Genomic DNA, 13412 nt, shown 5'->3' with positions numbered 1-13412 from the left:
GAGTGTGCCTGCTTAGGGAGCCGAGGCTTTTTCGTGAAAACCCGGGGTGTCCCGTGCCTAAACTTGATAGTGCTCGGACAGGCTTGTGCCTAGCATTGGAGAAACCCTGAAAGACACCCTCAATGAGCCTGCGCATTGCCGTTTTGCTGACCAACGACGATACCTCGGCGTTTGCCGCGCATTTTCCGAACGACGGTCAAAAGGTGGTGCAGCTGCTGCAGCCTCTGCGTCCGGACTGGTCGTTCGATGTGCTGTCGGTCAAAGACGGCGTGCTGCCTAGAGACCCGCATGCCTTTGACGGCTACGTCATCACCGGCAGCCCGGCTTCCGTCAACGACGACAACCTGCCTTGGATAGGGCAGTTGCTGGACTTCATCCGAGCCGTGCACACCGCACGCCAGCCGCTGATCGGCCTGTGCTTTGGCCACCAGGCGGTTGCCCGGGCGCTGGGCGGGCAGGTGGAGCGCAACGCCGCAGGCTGGGGCCTGGGCACCGCGCCCACGCACTGGCAGCACACCCGCCCCTGGATGCATCCCGCGCAAAGCACCACCACCTTGATGGCCGCCCACAACGAACAGGTCACCCTCATGCCCGAGTGGGCCGAGTGCCTGGGCGGTAGTGACTTTTGCCCCATCGGCTCGATGCAGATCGGCCAGCACTTTTGGACCACCCAGTTCCACCCCGAGATGCCACGGGTGTTCATGCAGGCTTTGCTGGGTTACCTGGCCGACAAGCTCGATGCGGACACCCTGGCCCGTGCCCACACCAGCCTGAATAACGCTGCCGATGTGCCCTTGTTTGGGCAATGGATGGTGCAGTTTTTTGAAAACGCAAGGACAACAAACCCATGACCGTCTGGCATCCCACCGACGATGGTTACGCCGATTTGGCGGACCACGACAGCTATGTGAAAGGCACGCCGCACAACACCTTTCAGCGCCTGCGCGACGAGGACCCGATGGCTTGGTGCGATTGGGCAGATGGCAAAGGCTTTTGGTCGGTCACGCGGCATGCCGACATCCTAGAGCTCAACCGCAACCACCAGCGCCTGTCTTCGGCCCAAGGCATCCGCATGGAAGACCAGTCGCACGAGGAGTACATGGCGCGGCGCACCTTTCAGGAAACCGATCCGCCCGAGCACACCCGCACCCGCATGCTGGTGGCCAAGGCCTTTTCCAAGCCCATGATGGCGTTGTACGAAGAGCAGATTCGAGAACTCTGTGTGGGCATCCTCGACCAGGCCCTGGCGCTGGGCGAGTTTGACGCCACGCACCACATTGCCCGCCAGCTGCCCATGCGCATGCTCGGGCGCATCGTGGGCCTGCCCGAAGAAGACCTGGACTGGTTGGTGGACAAGGGCGATGCGCTCATGGGCAACACCGACAGCGATTTCACCTCCCATGTGGTCGACAAGATGGACACCGAGGCCTACCGCTTCATGCCGTTTCGCTCGCCCGCCGGGGTTGACTTGTACGACTACGCAGCCCAGTTGATGGAACGCAAGCGCGCAGCGGGCGACACCAGTGGCGTGCTGCACCTGATCACCCAGCCCGATGCGCAGGGCAACGTGATCAGCGACACCGAGTTCCGCAACTTCTTTTGCCTGCTGGTGGCTGCGGGCAACGACACCACGCGTTATTCGATCGCTGCCGCTTTGCACGCGCTGGCCAACCAGCGCGGCCTGATGGCGCAGCTCAAGGTGGTGCAGGGCGAGGCCGCCTGGGAGGGCGTGGCCGACGAGTTCATCCGCTGGGCCTCGCCCGCCACGCACTTTCGCCGCACCGCGACCGAAGACTTTGAATACCACGGCAAGCGGGTTTTGGCGGGCGACAAGGTGCTGCTCTGGTTCATCTCGGGTAACCGCGATGAGCGCGCTTTTGACCGCCCATTCACTGTTGACCTGAACCGGGGCGCGAACCGCCACCTGGCGTTCGGGCAGGGCGGGGCGCATGCCTGTTTGGGCATGTGGCTGGCGCGGCTGGAGTTGCGCGTCTTGATGCAGGAACTGATCAAGCGTGTGGACCGCATTGAGCAAACGGGTGAGCACGCCTTTTTGCGATCCAATTTTGTCTCCGGTATCAAACGCTTACCCGTGCGCATGCACCTCATCTGAAAGGAACCACCATGTCAAATGTTCAAGAACGCCTGAGGGTGCTGTTTTGTGACCACCTGGCCATCGCGCGGGGGAAATACGTCACGCTCAAGCCAGGGCAGGGTGGTGGTGCCCGTTTTTGCCGAGGCACCTTTGGCGTCACTTACGAAAAAGAGCTGATCCCGGCCCCAGGTGCGATGGTCATGGAAGGCCTGCCCGACATGGAGGCCGTCTACACCCCCGAGGATATCCGCCCCGGCTGGCAGCCGTTCACCCAAGTGGCCATTGGCGACCTCAAAGCCAACGACGGCACGCCTCTGCCCATGTGTGGGCGCAGCGCCTTGAAGCGCGCCGTGGCCGACTGGCAGGCCATGGGCTATGACCCGATGGTGGGCATCGAGCTCGAAGCCTTTGCCTTCCAAATCGAGCCTGACGGCTCGCTCAAACCCTACGACACGCCTGCGGCCCATGTGTATTCCACGGGCCCATTTTCCGACCCGAGGGGCTTCACCGACGCCCTGTGGGAAAAGGCCACGGCAGCGGGCTTTCGCATCGACAGCATGAACACCGAATACGACGCGCCGCAGTTCGAATTCACGCTGACCTACGACCGTGCCGTGAAGGCGGTGGACGACATCTTTTTGTTCCGCCTGCTGGCACGCGAAGTCGCTTTCCAGCATGGCATCGTGCTGACCTTCATGCCCAAGCCCATCCTCACGGTGGGAGGCAGCGGCGTGCACATCAACTTCAGCCTGCGCGATGGCCAAGGGCACAACGCGATCTCGGGCGGGCACGACGCCAGCCATTTCAACGCCCTCACCCTGGGCTGCACCGCCGGGCTGATGCACCACCACCAGGCGCTGGCGGGCTTGTTGGCCCCCAGCACCAATTCTTACCAACGCCTGCAACCGGCCAGCCTGTCTGGCTTTTGGAAAAACTGGGCCGTTGACCACCGGGGCGTGACTGTGCGCCTGTCGGCCGAAACCGGACCCGGCGCGCGCATTGAGCACCGCATGGGCGATGCTGCGGCCAACCCTTATACCCACACCGCCGCAGTCTTGCAAGCGGCGCGTCTGGGCGTGGTCAATGCTTATCCACTCCAACCCTTCGAAACGGGCGACTGCCTCGAAAACAAGGACGCTACCCAAAGCGTGGCAGAAAACTTGGCCGGTGCCTTGGACGCGCTGGAAGCCGACACGGTGCTCACGCAAGCGTTGGGTGAAGGTCTGGTGGCCAACCATGTGGGCATCAAGCGCCACGAAATTGAACGTACGGCGGGCCTGGAAGGCGACGCCCTGCGCGATTACTACATCCGATTCATCTGATCTGAAAGAACCCAACCCATGCCCCAAGTGCACTGGATCATGAGCAACGGCGATCGCGTGAGCGACGACGTCAACGACGGCACCAACCTGATGGACGCCGCGCAGATGAATGGCATCCCCGGCGTCGCGGGCGAATGCGGCGGCTGCCTGTCGTGCGCTACCTGCCACGTCTATGTGGATGAAGCCTGGCTGGCCTCCTGTCCGCCAATGGCCGACGTGGAAAATGCCATGCTCGACATCGTCATAGCGCCCCGCCAAAGCGGCAGCCGCCTGAGCTGCCAGCTGATCGCTTCCGGCGCACTGGACGGCATCGTGTTGCATGTGCCGGATTGAATCTTGATGGACCATTGATGCCTTGAACGGTTGGAGAAAAAATTGAAACAAGAACACATCGACGCACTGCGTCACCAAACCATTCCTGATCAGGGCTTGTTGATCGACGGGCAGTGGGCAGCTGCGGCATCGGGGCAGACGATGCCGGTGGTCTCGCCCATCGACGGGCAGACCTTGTGCAGCATCGCTGCCGCTGGGGCTCAGGATGTCGACCTCGCCGTGCAGGCGGCCCGCCGCACTTTTGAGCAGGGCGTTTGGTCGCGCATGGCGCCTGCCGAGCGTAAGAAAATTTTGCACCGCATTGCCGACCGCATCGAAGCCCACCACGCCGAACTGGCGGTGCTGGGTGTGCGCGACAACGGCACCGAGATTGCCATGGCCTGGAAGGCCGAGCCGGGCAGCGCGGCGGGCACCTTCCGCTACTACGCCGAGTGCGTGGACAAGATCAACGGCGAGATTGCACCCACGCCCGAGGGCACGTTGGGGCTGATTCATAAGGAAGCGGTTGGCGTTGTCGCGGCCATCGTGCCCTGGAACTTTCCGCTGATGATCGGTGCCTGGAAGATCGCGCCGGCCTTGGCGGCTGGCAATTCGGTGGTGCTCAAACCTTCAGAAGACGCGTCGCTGTCTTTGCTGCGTCTGGCGCAGCTTTGCCTGGATGCGGGCTTGCCCCCGGGCGTGCTCAATGTGGTCACCGGCACTGGCGCAGAGGCGGGCGAGGCGCTGGCGCGGCACATGGATGTGGACATCCTCACTTTCACGGGCTCCGGCCCGGTGGGGCGCTTGCTGCTCAAAGCTTCGGCCGAGTCCAACCTCAAGCGGGTGTATCTGGAACTGGGAGGCAAGTCGCCCAACGTGGTCTTTGACGATGCGGTCGATCTGGCGCAGGCAGCCAAGGTGTCGGCCATGGGCATCTTCCGCAACAGCGGTCAGGTCTGCGTGGCGGGTTCGCGCCTTCTGGTGCAGCGCTCGGTGCACGATGAATTTGTGGATCGCCTGCAAAACATCGCCGCCAGTTTGCGTGTGGGTGACCCGCTGGATGTGACGATGGACATTGGTGCGGTCAGTAGCGCCCGCCAGCTGGCCCGCAACCAGAGCATGCTGGCCCGTGCTTTAGAGCAAGGTGCTCGATTGCGCACGGGTGGTCAGGTGATCGCGCCAGTGCCCGGTGGCCAGTACATGAGCCCCGCAGTGCTCGATGGCGTTCAGCCCGAGATGCAGATTGCCCGGCAGGAGGTCTTTGGCCCGGTGCTGGCCGTCATGCCGTTTGACGATGAGGCCCATGCTGTGCGCCTGGCCAATGGCACCGAATATGGGCTGGCCGCAGGGGTGTGGACCGGCAGTCTGTCTCGTGCCCATCGCATGGTGCGCGCCATCAAGGCGGGGCTGGTGCACGTCAACACTTATGGCGGCCCCGACATCACCGTGCCGCTGGGCGGCGTGCGGCAGTCGGGCAATGGGCATGACAAGTCGATGCATGCCATGGACAAATACCTGGACCTGAAAACGGCCTGGATTCAGCTTTGAACAAACCCTGGGAAATCAATGAATAACGACCAACTCAAGGCCGACAACGCCCAATACCTGTGGCACCCCATGGCCCACCCGGGGGCGATGAAAAAATCCACACCCGACATCATCGCCAAAGGCGAGGGCTGCTGGATCTGGGACGTGGACGGCCACAAGATGCTCGACGGCGTGGGGGGCCTGTGGGCCTGCAACCTGGGCCACAGCAACAAACCTGTGCGCGACGCCATCGTGGCGCAGATGGATGAGCTGCCGTTTTACAACGTGTTCCGCGGCACCACCCATGTGCGGGCCATCGAGCTGTCCAAACGCTTGGTTCAGATGATGGAACCTGAGGGCGTGGCCACGGTGATGTTCTCCAACGGCGGTTCGGACGCGGTGGAAGGCGCTTTGAAGGTCGCTCGTCAGTACTGGAAGCTCAAAGGCCAGGCCGACCGCTTCAAGTTCATCAGTTTGCGCCAGGGCTACCACGGCGTGCACTTTGGCGGCATGAGCGTGAACGGCAACACCAATTTCCGCCGCGCTTACGAGCCACTGCTGCCCGGGTGCTTTCATATCGACACGCCTTGGCTTTATCACAACCCCTACACCGATGACCCGATTCGCCTGGGCGAAATTTGCGCCGAACTGCTGGAGCGCGAAATCGTGTTCCAGGGCCCGGACACGGTGGCGGCTTTCATTGCCGAGCCGGTGCAGGGCGCGGGTGGCGTGATCGTGCCGCCGCCCAACTACTGGCCGCTGGTGCGCCAGATTTGCGACAAGTACGGTGTGCTCTTGATTGCCGACGAGGTGGTGACCGGCTTTGGCCGCAGCGGCGAAATGTTCGGCACACGCCTGTGGGGGGTAAATGCCGACATGTGGTGCCTGGCCAAGGGCATTTCGTCAGGCTACATCCCGATGGGGGCTACCGCCATCAACCACCGCATTGCCGATGTGTTTGATGCCGACACCACGGGCACGGCTTCGGTCTCGCACGGCTACACCTACAGCGCGCACCCGATCGCAGCCGCTGCAGCACTGGCCACGCTCGACCAGATCGAGGCGCTGGACATCCCCGGCCACGCCGCCCGCCTGGGCGCTCACCTTCAGACCCGTTTGCGCAAGCTCGTAGACACCTGCAGCTTTGTGGGCGATGTGCGAGGTGTGGGCCTGATGCTGGGCATCGAGATGGTGAGCGACAAGGCCAAGCGAACGCCCATGACCCGCACCAGCGACATCCCGGCCCGGGTTGCCAAAGCCGCCTACAAAGCGGGTCTGATGGTGCGCATTTCTGGGCCAAACCTGATTTTGTCGCCGCCGCTGATCATCACCCGCGAGGAGGTGGACTTGATGTGCGACGTACTCGAAGCCGCGTTTGCAGCCGTGCAGGAGGGCCGCGCATGAAAAGCTCCGTCATCCTGATCGTCGGCACCATCGACACCAAGAGCGACGAGATCAGCTTCATGCGCGAGCAGGTGCAGGCCGCTGGCGGGCAGGCGCTGATCATGGACGTGGGCGTGCTGGCCAAAGGCCGGGTGATCCCGGACATCGCCAACACCGATGTGGCGGCGGCTGCGGACGTGACGCTGCAGCAGGTCATGGACAGTGGCGACGAAAACAGCGCTATGGCCTTGATGGCCCTGGGTGCAAGTCGCTTGGCGGTGCAACTCCAAACCAAGGGACGCATTGACGGCTTGCTGGTGCTGGGCGGCACCATGGGCACCGATCTGGCGCTCGATGTCGCCAGCAGTTTACCGCTGGGCGTGCCCAAAGTGGTGCTGTCCACCGTGGCGTTTTCGCCGCTCTTGCCACCTGAGCGCATGCCGCCCGATTTGATGATGGTGCTGTGGGCGGGCGGCCTTTACGGCCTCAACAGCCTGTGCCAGTCGGCCCTGGCCCAAGCCGCAGGCGCGGTGGTCGGGGCCTGCCGTGTGGCGCGGGTGCCGCGCTTTGACCGGCCGGTGGTGGGCATGACGTCTTTGGGCTCGAGCTGCCTGAAATACATGGTGCAGTTGCAGCCCGAACTGGACCAGCGTGGGTTTGACCTCGCCGTGTTCCACACCACTGGCATGGGCGGCAGGGCATTTGAATCGCTGGCCGCGCAAGGCCAGTTCGCCTGCGTGATGGACTTCAGCCTGCAAGAGATGGTCAACCAGATGGGCGGCTCGGTGGTGAGCGCTGGGCCAGACCGCTTGATGGGCGCTGGCCTGAAAGGCGTGCCGATGATTGTGGCCCCGGGTGCGACTGATCTGGTGGACTACCCGGCCTGGGGGCAGATGCCCGAGCGATTTGCAGGGCGCCCTTCGCACGACCACAACCGATTGATCGCCTCGGTGGGCATTGATGCCGAGATGCGCCGAGAATTCGCCCGCGAGCTGGCCAGCCGCTTGCGCCAGGCCCAAGGCCCGGTGCACTTGGTGCTGCCCTTGCAGGGCATTCAAGAGTGGGACCGGGCCGGAGCACCGCTGCACGATCCAGAAGGCCTGGCGGCCATGATGGACGAAATGGCGCAATGCGACTGGGGTTCGGCCGAAGTCTCGCGCATCGACGCCCACATCAACGATGCGGCCTTTGTGCAGCAGGTGCTGAAGGTGTTTGACGATTGGCTGGCCCGTGGGCTGGTGGCGCCCGATGTGGGCAAGAAAGCCTCACATGTCTGATGCCGTGAAACCCGAAGACAAGGCCTTGATTCTGGACTTTGGTGGTGTCATCAGCCGCACCCTGTTTGAAACCCACGCCTTGAGCGAAGCGGCTTTGGGCCTGGCTGCCGGCACGCTCACCTGGCAAGGCCCGTTTGTGCCCGAGGCCGATGCGCTGTGGCAAGCCATGCAGGCCGATCAGATCAGTGAACGCGATTACTGGATGCAACGCACCCGCGAGGTCGGTCGCTTGTTGGGCGAAGACTGGACCGAGATGCAGACCTTTGTACAGCGCGCGCGGGGCGCGGACGTGCAGGCCGTGATCCGGCCTGAAGCGGTGGCAGCCATCCACCAGGCCAAATCGCTGGGCTACAAGCTGGGCATTTTGTCCAATGAGCTGGATCTGTTTTATGGGGCGGATTTCCGCGAACGTTTGCCCTTGCTCCAGCAGTTTGATGTGATCGTGGATGCCACTTACACCCAGATCCTCAAGCCCGACCCACGCGCTTACCAGGCGTGTTTGCAGGCTTTGGGGGTGCAGGCCGAGCACGGGGTATTTGTGGACGACCAGCTGCGCAACGTTTTGGGGGCTCAGCGCTGCGGCTTGCCCGTGGTGCATCTGGATGTTTGCCAACCCGGTGCCGGTTTTGTCAAAGCCCTGCAGATGCTGGCGGCGCTCTGATCCCGTGACGAAAGAGGGGGTGTTCGGGCAGCCGTGGGGTTTTTGAGGCTACTGGCTGGATTGTTGGCGGTTCTGTGACACCCCGTCGCAGGGCTGAGTTTGCAAAAACTTTATGATGCTGTCTCTGAACAAAACCAGGAGACACGACATGAACGACTTGAACCCATGGGGCCAACGCCGCGATTTTTTGAAGGCCATGGCCGCCGTGACGGGCTCGCTGCCCCTGTGGGCCCAAGCCCAAAGCACTTGGCCTACCAAGCCCGTGAACCTGATTGTGCCTTTTCCGGCTGGTGGGGGCACCGATGCGTTTGCTCGGCCCATGTCGGCCCAGTTTGCCAAGCTGACGGGAAAACAACTCATCATTGACAACCGGGGCGGTGCCGGTGGCACGCTGGGCGCGGGCATTGCGGCCAAGGCAGCGCCGGACGGCTACAACCTGTTCATGGGGGCGGTTCACCACACGATTGCGCCCAGCATGTACCCCCGCCTCGACTATGACCTGGAACGCGACTTGGTGCCCTTGATCCAGGTGGCCAGCGTGCCCCAGGTGCTGGTGGTCAATCCCAAAAAAGTGCAGGCAGCCGACTTCAAGGCCTTCCTCGATTTCGTGAAGAAGAACCCCGGCCGACTGAACTATGGCTCCGCCGGGGGCGGCACTTCGCACCACTTGGCGGGCGAACTGTTCAAGTTGCAGACCCAAACCTTCATCACGCACATTCCTTACCGGGGTGCTGGCCCGGCCCTGCAAGACCTGATCGCAGGCAATGTGGACATGATGTTCGATGGTCTGGGTTCGTCGGCGGCGCACATCAAGGGTGGCCGCATCAAGGCCTTGATGGTCTCGGGGGCTAGGCGCAGTCCGGCTTTTCCCGATGTGCCTTGCTCGGCCGAGCTGGGTTTGCCCGATTACACCGTCTCCACCTGGTATGGCGTATGGGCCCCCAAGGGCACGCCCGCTGATTCACAGGCCAAGGCCATCGAAGAGCTGCGCCGCTCTTGTCAAACCGATGAGGCCAAGGCCGTTTGGGCCAACCAAGGGGCTGACTTTCCCAACCTCACGGGCGGGCAGTTTGATGCCTTCATCAAAAAAGAGCTGACCAAATGGGCTCAGGTGGTCAAAGCCTCAGGGGCCAAACTCGACTGAGTTGGCCAATCGACAACGAGGGGCCCTTGCATCAGCGGTGTGACGGGCCTTTTTTTCTTGTTTGCACTTTGAATCCATGAGCTCTAACAACTTGTTTTCTGCCCTGCGGGCTGCTTTCCCTGCCGACTTGACTGCGGTGGCGGTCGAAACCGATGAAGGCCTGCGCTACAGCTGGCAAGACCTGGACCGCGCCACGGCCATGATGGCCAATTTACTGCAGTCACTCGATTTACCCGAAGACAGCCGGGTGGCGGTGCAGGTTGAAAAATCGGTCGAAGCGATGGTGTTGTATTTGGCATGCTTGCGCGCTGGCTGCGTGTTCTTGCCGCTCAACACCGCTTACCAAAGCGCCGAGATCGACTACTTCATTGGCAACGCCGAGCCCGCCGTGGTGGTGTGCAGTCCGGCCAATTTCGGCTGGGTCAGCAAACTCGCCTTCAAGGCGGGCACCCAGCATGTGTTCACGCTGGGCGATGACCGCACGGGCAGCTTGCTCGAGCGCGCAGCGCACCACAACGACCAGCACACACCTGCGGCGCGCCAAGCCGATGACCTGGCCGCCATTTTGTACACCAGTGGCACCACTGGCCGCAGCAAAGGGGCGATGCTTACGCACGGCAACTTGCTGAGCAATGCGGCCACGCTCAAGGATTACTGGGGCTGGAAATCAACCGGTTGGCCTGAAGGCCGTGGCGATGTGTTGATCCACGCCTTGCCCATATTCCATGTGCACGGCTTGTTTGTGGCCATTCATGGCGCCTTGATCAACGGCAGCAAGATGATCTGGATGGCCAAGTTCGACCCGAAACGCGTCATTGCCCGCATGCAAGAGGCCACAGTGTTCATGGGTGTGCCCACGCTGTATGTGCGCATGCTGGCCGAGCCCACGCTCGACAAGGCTGCGGTGAAAAACATGCGCCTGTTCATTGCCGGGTCGGCCCCCTTGTTGATCGAGACCTTCACCGAATGGCAGCAGCGCACAGGTCACACCATTTTGGAGCGCTACGGCATGAGCGAGACCGCCATGCTGACCTCAAACCCTTATGCGGCGGATAAGCGGTATGCCAAACAGTCCGAGCGGCGTGGCGGCACGGTGGGCTTTCCTCTGCCGGGCGTGTCTTTGCGGGTCTTGGGTGACGATGGGCAAGCCTTACCGGTGGGTGAGATCGGTGGCATCCAGGTCAAGGGCCCCAATGTGTTCAAAGGCTATTGGCGCATGCCCGAGAAAACGGCTGAAGAGTTCACTGGCGACGGTTTCTTCAAAACCGGCGATGTGGGCAAGGTCGATGAGCGCGGCTATGTGGTCATCGTCGGCCGCAGCAAGGACCTGATCATCAGCGGCGGCTACAACGTGTACCCGGCCGAAATCGAGGGCTATATCAACGAGATGGCCGGCGTGGCCGAAAGCGCTGTGGTGGGTGTGGCACACCCCGACTTTGGCGAGGTGGGCGTGGCCGTGGTCATTGCCAAGCCTGGAGCCACTGTGCAACCTGAGGCCATCCTGGCCGAGCTCAAGGCCAAACTGGCCAACTTCAAGATTCCCAAGCGCTGTTTTGTGGTGGCTGAGTTGCCGCGCAACACCATGGGCAAGGTGCAAAAAAACTTGCTGCGCGATCAACACAAAAACCTGTTCTTGGCCTGAGGGGTCTTATCCGCCCATGGCGGGTTCAGCCCCTAAAAGCGCTGCCTGCGGCTATGTGGGGCTTTATTTGAGGTAGACGTTTTTCTCGTGCACGCTCTGGATGTGCCGAGCCGCTTGTTCCGGGCTGATGTCCTGGTTGATGACTTTCACGTTGGCGTACCAAAGCTCCTCTTCCATAGAGGGCCAGACCCGGTTGATTTTCTGGGCGTTCAGGCGGATCGTGTCCTGACAGCTGCGTCGCCAACTCATCATCTCCTGACCCAACGGGTCGTTGAATTGGACCGGGTGGTCACCCAACGGAAAGTAGCCGGTCAGCGTGTCGGTGAGCAACTGGGCGAAATCGGCCGTACCCAGTCAGGCGATGAACTTGAGCGCTGCCGCCTGGTTCGGGCTGTTTTTGTTCACGCCAATGCCGAAATCGGGGTGAACAGAAATATGGCAAGCCTGACCTTCATGTTCAACCGGGGGCTTGAACACGCCCAGCTCAAGGGGTTTTTTGTAAGCAAAGCTGGTGCTGCGCAAAAAGTCGATGTCCCACGAGCCTGAGGGGTAGACCGCTGCGTTGCCCGTGGCAAACAGCAGCTGGGTGTCACCGTTGGACATGCGGTTTTGTTGGGGGTGCATGTAAGGCTTGAGCTGGGCCATCATCTGCCAAGCCCTGAGGAAGCCCGGATCGGTGAATTTGACCGTGCCATCCATCAGCCCTTGCCGGGCTTTTTCCCCTTCCCAAAAATTGGGACCCAGTCCGGTGAACACCACTTGGGTGGATTCCCACATGTCGGCCGTGCCCAATGCCAGCGGGGTCACGCTTTGGCTGGCCGCCACGTGGCTGAGCAATTGGTAGAACTGATCCCAGGTCGATGGGGGCTCGAGTTTCAGGTCCCGCAGGATCTTCTTGTTGTAGAACAGGCCATGCATGACATAGGCCACGGGCATGCAGTGGGTGGTGCTGCCGTCGTCGGTGGTCCAGGCCCGGCGAGACTGCGGGTTGAAGTTTTTGAGCGATTCTTCCGAAAGAGGCAGCAGGTAACCCTTGGCCTGCATGCGCACGCTGGCGTCAAAGGGTCTGCAAAAAATCAGGTCGCCTGCGCGTCGGGTGGTCAGCCGGGCCTCCAGCCGGGAATCGTAGGCCAAGGGTTCCTCGGGTTTGAACTGGAGCCTGATTTCAGGGTGGAGCCGCTGAAACGCAGGGATCAAGACCTTGTCCCAGAAAATCTGGTCGTCCTTGCGCCAACTCTCCAAGATCAACTCCTGGGCGCTGACGGCTCCCGCCCAGCACGCGCATGCCAAGCAGGCCGTCGCCAAAGCGCGTCTGTGCTGTTTGGACTCAGGGGCCGGTGCTGGCAACCGGCCTTTGCCAGTCGTTTGAAACCTGTTCATTTGTCACACTTTCGTATCAAAGTGAGATCATTCTAGGTTTGAAAGGACCCGTCAGCATGAAAAAAGTTCATGCTGGCGCGGACCTGAGTCATCTCAGGCCCATTCACGGCCTAAATGGCAGGGGGTCAGCGCAGCACCAGTACCGGAATGTGCGAATGCGTCAGCACCTGTTGGGTTTCGCTGCCCAGCAGCAGACGTTTGATGCCTTTGCGACCGTGTGACGCCATGACGATCAGGTCCGCTTTGTGTTTTTTGGCCGCCGCAATGATGGCGTCAGAAACGACGTCAGATTTGACGGTGATGGTTTTGGTGCTGACGGCTTTGGCCTTGGCGCTTTTTTCGACTGCAGCCAATTGGACTTGAGCGGCTTCGGTCCACTGGCTTTCCACGCGGGAGATCTCATCGATGGACAGGGGGATGCTGCCTTCAAAGTACGCCTGCGGGTAGCGCGGTACCACCTTGATGGCGACCAGCTCTGCGCCGCAGGTGGCCGCCAGTTCGATGGCGCTGGTCACGGCTTTTTTGGACAAGGTGGAACCGTCGGTGGCCACAAGGATGCGTTTGTACATGAGGTGTTCCTGTTGAAAATGACAAAACCTCAGCTTATAAGAGCAGCAAATGGGCGCGCTTGATGTACATCAAGCTTTGATCGGGAGGGCTGACGTATCT

At 61.6% G+C, this 13412-nt stretch carries 14 protein-coding genes; 11 read left to right on the top strand and 3 right to left on the bottom strand.

The genetic code is table 11. The features are described from left to right. Positions 1-122: 122 nt before the first annotated feature. From B9Z49_RS12945 to B9Z49_RS12900, 10 genes are all read left to right on the top strand, one after another. Positions 123-851: a type 1 glutamine amidotransferase gene (locus B9Z49_RS12945; RefSeq protein WP_108353953.1), complete on the top strand. Its 729-nt coding sequence runs from the start codon at positions 123-125 to the stop codon at positions 849-851. Beyond that, positions 848-2113 (top strand): cytochrome P450, encoded by a 1266-nt coding sequence (locus B9Z49_RS12940; RefSeq protein ID WP_108353866.1) that lies wholly within the window; start codon positions 848-850, stop codon positions 2111-2113. Before B9Z49_RS12945 ends, B9Z49_RS12940 begins: the two co-directional genes overlap by 4 nt. An 11-nt stretch (positions 2114-2124) precedes the next feature. Beyond that, positions 2125-3417, top strand: coding sequence for a glutamine synthetase family protein (locus B9Z49_RS12935; protein WP_108353865.1), 1293 nt, complete (start codon positions 2125-2127; stop codon positions 3415-3417). Positions 3418-3435: 18 nt separating this feature from the next. Next, complete coding sequence (locus tag B9Z49_RS12930) at positions 3436-3750, top strand: 2Fe-2S iron-sulfur cluster-binding protein (protein ID WP_108353864.1); 315 nt, start codon at positions 3436-3438, stop codon at positions 3748-3750. Between the two features lie 42 nt (positions 3751-3792). Next, positions 3793-5277 carry an aldehyde dehydrogenase gene (locus tag B9Z49_RS12925; protein ID WP_108353952.1) on the top strand — a complete coding sequence of 495 codons (1485 nt, stop codon included), beginning with the start codon at positions 3793-3795 and terminating at the stop codon, positions 5275-5277. An 18-nt stretch (positions 5278-5295) separates the two neighbouring features. Then, positions 5296-6660 (top strand): aminotransferase class III-fold pyridoxal phosphate-dependent enzyme, encoded by a 1365-nt coding sequence (locus tag B9Z49_RS12920; protein WP_108353863.1) that lies wholly within the window; start codon positions 5296-5298, stop codon positions 6658-6660. Next, positions 6657-7916 carry a Tm-1-like ATP-binding domain-containing protein gene (locus tag B9Z49_RS12915; RefSeq protein ID WP_108353862.1) on the top strand — a complete coding sequence of 420 codons (1260 nt, stop codon included), beginning with the start codon at positions 6657-6659 and terminating at the stop codon, positions 7914-7916. Before B9Z49_RS12920 ends, B9Z49_RS12915 begins: the two co-directional genes overlap by 4 nt. Next, positions 7909-8577, top strand: coding sequence for an HAD-IA family hydrolase (locus B9Z49_RS12910; protein WP_108353861.1), 669 nt, complete (start codon positions 7909-7911; stop codon positions 8575-8577). Before B9Z49_RS12915 ends, B9Z49_RS12910 begins: the two co-directional genes overlap by 8 nt. Positions 8578-8725: 148 nt before the next feature. Continuing rightward, complete coding sequence (locus tag B9Z49_RS12905; protein ID WP_108353860.1) at positions 8726-9721, top strand: tripartite tricarboxylate transporter substrate binding protein; 996 nt, start codon at positions 8726-8728, stop codon at positions 9719-9721. A gap of 76 nt (positions 9722-9797) precedes the next feature. Then, complete coding sequence (locus tag B9Z49_RS12900; RefSeq protein ID WP_108353859.1) at positions 9798-11363, top strand: malonyl-CoA synthase; 1566 nt, start codon at positions 9798-9800, stop codon at positions 11361-11363. 63 nt (positions 11364-11426) lie between these two features. Here the strand turns inward: B9Z49_RS12900 and B9Z49_RS12895 are convergent, their stop codons facing one another. Beyond that, a complete protein-coding gene (locus B9Z49_RS12895) occupies positions 11427-11693 on the bottom strand; it encodes a hypothetical protein (protein WP_108353858.1) in 267 nt (88 codons plus the stop codon). A gap of 24 nt (positions 11694-11717) precedes the next feature. After that, positions 11718-12560, bottom strand: a complete 843-nt coding sequence (locus B9Z49_RS12890; RefSeq protein ID WP_158273496.1) for an ABC transporter substrate-binding protein — start codon at positions 12558-12560, stop codon at positions 11718-11720. Positions 12561-12564: 4 nt separating this feature from the next. On the opposite strand from B9Z49_RS12890, the gene B9Z49_RS21810 reads away from it, so the two are divergent. After that, entirely contained in the window at positions 12565-12732 is a 168-nt protein-coding gene (locus B9Z49_RS21810; RefSeq protein ID WP_158273495.1) for a hypothetical protein, read from the top strand. Positions 12733-12868: 136 nt separating this feature from the next. On the opposite strand, the gene B9Z49_RS12885 is transcribed toward B9Z49_RS21810, so the two are convergent. Continuing rightward, a complete protein-coding gene (locus B9Z49_RS12885) occupies positions 12869-13312 on the bottom strand; it encodes a universal stress protein (protein WP_108353856.1) in 444 nt (147 codons plus the stop codon). Between the last annotated feature and the right edge of the window lie 100 nt (positions 13313-13412).

This window comes from Limnohabitans sp. 2KL-51, from assembly GCF_003063645.1.
GTDB lineage: Bacteria > Pseudomonadota > Gammaproteobacteria > Burkholderiales > Burkholderiaceae_C > Limnohabitans_A.
The sequence above is the reverse complement of the archived record's forward strand: the minus strand, read 5'-3'. Positions and strand labels throughout refer to the sequence as shown.

Coding starts and splice junctions, on each gene's coding strand:
- B9Z49_RS12930 (WP_108353864.1), top strand. CDS start 3,436: ATGCCCCAAGTGCACTGGATCATGAGCAACGGCGATCGCGTGAGCGAC.
- B9Z49_RS12920 (WP_108353863.1), top strand. CDS start 5,296: ATGAATAACGACCAACTCAAGGCCGACAACGCCCAATACCTGTGGCAC.
- B9Z49_RS12885 (WP_108353856.1), bottom strand. CDS start 13,312: ATGTACAAACGCATCCTTGTGGCCACCGACGGTTCCACCTTGTCCAAA.
- B9Z49_RS12915 (WP_108353862.1), top strand. CDS start 6,657: ATGAAAAGCTCCGTCATCCTGATCGTCGGCACCATCGACACCAAGAGC.
- B9Z49_RS12905 (WP_108353860.1), top strand. CDS start 8,726: ATGAACGACTTGAACCCATGGGGCCAACGCCGCGATTTTTTGAAGGCC.
- B9Z49_RS12940 (WP_108353866.1), top strand. CDS start 848: ATGACCGTCTGGCATCCCACCGACGATGGTTACGCCGATTTGGCGGAC.
- B9Z49_RS12910 (WP_108353861.1), top strand. CDS start 7,909: ATGTCTGATGCCGTGAAACCCGAAGACAAGGCCTTGATTCTGGACTTT.
- B9Z49_RS12945 (WP_108353953.1), top strand. CDS start 123: ATGAGCCTGCGCATTGCCGTTTTGCTGACCAACGACGATACCTCGGCG.
- B9Z49_RS12935 (WP_108353865.1), top strand. CDS start 2,125: ATGTCAAATGTTCAAGAACGCCTGAGGGTGCTGTTTTGTGACCACCTG.
- B9Z49_RS12900 (WP_108353859.1), top strand. CDS start 9,798: ATGAGCTCTAACAACTTGTTTTCTGCCCTGCGGGCTGCTTTCCCTGCC.